Origin of the sequence: Pseudomonas lactucae, assembly GCF_016937615.1 — a bacterium.
GTDB lineage: Bacteria > Pseudomonadota > Gammaproteobacteria > Pseudomonadales > Pseudomonadaceae > Aquipseudomonas > Aquipseudomonas lactucae.
In genome coordinates, this window is the sequence record NZ_JAFHKI010000236.1 from 1 (window position 1) to 1,931 (window position 1,931).

3 protein-coding genes and 1 pseudogene are annotated in these 1,931 nt (G+C 61.1%); 1 reads left to right on the forward strand and 3 read right to left on the reverse strand.

The genetic code is table 11. From position 1 onward, the window contains the following. Nucleotides 1-19: 19 nt before the first annotated feature. A pseudogene (locus JWR98_RS28710) lies at nucleotides 20-189 on the forward strand (hypothetical protein); the annotation flags it as partial. 133 nt (nucleotides 190-322) lie between these two features. Here the strand turns inward: JWR98_RS28710 and JWR98_RS28715 are convergent. From JWR98_RS28715 to JWR98_RS28725, 3 genes are all read right to left on the reverse strand, one after another. Beyond that, nucleotides 323-988 (reverse strand): response regulator transcription factor, encoded by a 666-nt coding sequence (locus tag JWR98_RS28715; RefSeq protein ID WP_205491848.1) that lies wholly within the window; start codon nucleotides 986-988, stop codon nucleotides 323-325. Nucleotides 989-1,015: 27 nt separating this feature from the next. After that, nucleotides 1,016-1,555 (reverse strand): PQQ-dependent catabolism-associated CXXCW motif protein, encoded by a 540-nt coding sequence (locus tag JWR98_RS28720; RefSeq protein ID WP_078733819.1) that lies wholly within the window; start codon nucleotides 1,553-1,555, stop codon nucleotides 1,016-1,018. A gap of 107 nt (nucleotides 1,556-1,662) precedes the next feature. Beyond that, a partial coding sequence (locus tag JWR98_RS28725; protein ID WP_205491849.1) for an ABC transporter permease occupies nucleotides 1,663-1,931 on the reverse strand: 269 nt, incomplete at its 5' end.

The window sequence follows — 1,931 nt, forward strand, 5'->3', positions numbered from 1 at the left end:
CAGAACGGCGTGACGCCGCGCCCGCATCAACGCCCGCCGCGGTCGCGCAATACCTGCGCTGATGATCACGCCAACTACAGCAACGAATTGAAGCAGCAGATCCGCGAGTTGGGGCACACCTTGATGCACAAGCCGGTGCGGCCGATGAAGCTCAAAACCGCCATGAGCCACCTGTTACACCGGCCCTGACAGACAAGTGGAGATCCAATGTGGGAGGGGGCTTGCTCCCGATAGCGGTGTGTCAGTCAACTCATTTATAGCTGACACACTGCCATCGGGGGCAAGCCCCCTCCCACATTTGATTTGTGTTGTTTCTGGGGGCTCAGCGGCGCAGGTAGGAGCCGAAATCGATATCCCCGGCACTGAGGATCGCCTGCACCCGGTTATGCACATTCAACTTGCGCAGGATCGCCGACACGTGGGCCTTCACCGTGGTTTCGGCAATCTCCAGGGTGTATGCGATCTGCTTGTTCGACTCGCCCTTGGTCATGCGCTCCAGCACCAGCAACTGCTTGCGCGTCAGGGCCTGCAGCAGCTCAGGGGCAAAGCCCGGGTTTTCGTTGAGGCGGCGCTGGGTGCCGGGTTTCTGGCTGCGGATGATGTCCGGCGGCAGGTACACATTGCCGTTGAGAATCTGCTGGATCGCCTCGGTCATTTGCAGGCGTGGCGAGGACTTGGTGATAAAGCCCACGGCGCCATAGGTGATGGCCTGCAGTACGATCTGCTTGTCCTGCTCGGCCGAGACAATCACCACCGGAATGGTCGGCGCTTCGTTGCGCAGGTTGATCAGACCGTTGAGCCCGTGCATGCCCGGCATGTTCAGGTCCAGCAGGATCAGGTCGAGGTCGTCGTGTTCCTGGGTCAGGGCGAGCGCGCTTTCCAGGTCGGCGGTTTCCATCACCTCGCTGCCGGGGAAACCGTCACTGATGACGTTGTGGATCGCCTCGCGAAACAGCGGGTGATCGTCGGCTATCAGGATTTTGTACATGGCCGTTCACCTTCTTGTTGTGGGTTTTTATTGAAAAGGTTCGGGTGTCGCAGCCGTCACCGGCAGCTTTGCCGCTTCCCACGCGTCCAACCCATCGCGATACCAATACACAGAGGTATAGCCCAGGTTGGCGGCACGTTTTACCGCGTTCCAACTCAGCCAGCAATCGGAGCGGCAGTAGAACACCAGCGGGTGTGCGAGGTTGCCGCCGGTGAACCTGTACAGGTGGCGCACGAAGTAGCCTTGCCACTCGGGCGTGAGGTTGCCGTCGCCGGTGTTGGCCAGCCAGTGGCTGCCGGGCAGGTTGGCGTGGGGTTGGTCTTCGATGAAGCGACCTTGCAGCCACTGGCGGCGATACACGTCGATCAGCACCGGTGGCGGCGTTTGGTTGAGCAGGGTTTGCAGGGCCGCGGTGTCGACGATCGTGGCGCCCGGCAGGTGGTCGGGCGTGGGGCTGCGGTACAGGCCGATGCGATAGCCTTCGGTGGAAAACAGCGGGGTGTCGGCCTGGGCGTTGACGCAGAGCAGGCACAGCAACGCCAACAGGGGCAGTCGGGAAGGCAGCATGACGGTGTAGTCCTTATCGTTATGCCGCCATTACACGTGAGTCGCGCTGCCTTGGGAATGCGACGATAGACAGCAAAACCAGTACTAAAGTAGTAGTTTTGCCGCCCTCAGCCTTTTTTGCGCAGCGCCGCGTGCTGGGGGTTGAAGGTCAGCACCGCCAACAGCGTGAACAGCACGGTCAGCCCCAGGCACACCGCCAGTGCCAGCCCGGCGAAGCGCTCATACAGGGCAAAGCGCACCAGCTCCACCGCATGGGTAAACGGGTTGATCGCGCACAGCCAGTACAACCACTCGCTGGAGTCGCGCATCTTCCACAGCGGGTACAGCGCCGAAGACAGGAAAAACAACGGGAAGATCACGAAGTTCATCACCCCGG

What these genes read in the sequence shown, in the direction of transcription:
- JWR98_RS28715 (WP_205491848.1), bottom strand. Translation starts at nt 988, where the DNA reads ATGTACAAAATCCTGATAGCCGACGATCACCCGCTGTTTCGCGAGGCG.
- JWR98_RS28720 (WP_078733819.1), bottom strand. Translation starts at nt 1,555, where the DNA reads ATGCTGCCTTCCCGACTGCCCCTGTTGGCGTTGCTGTGCCTGCTCTGC.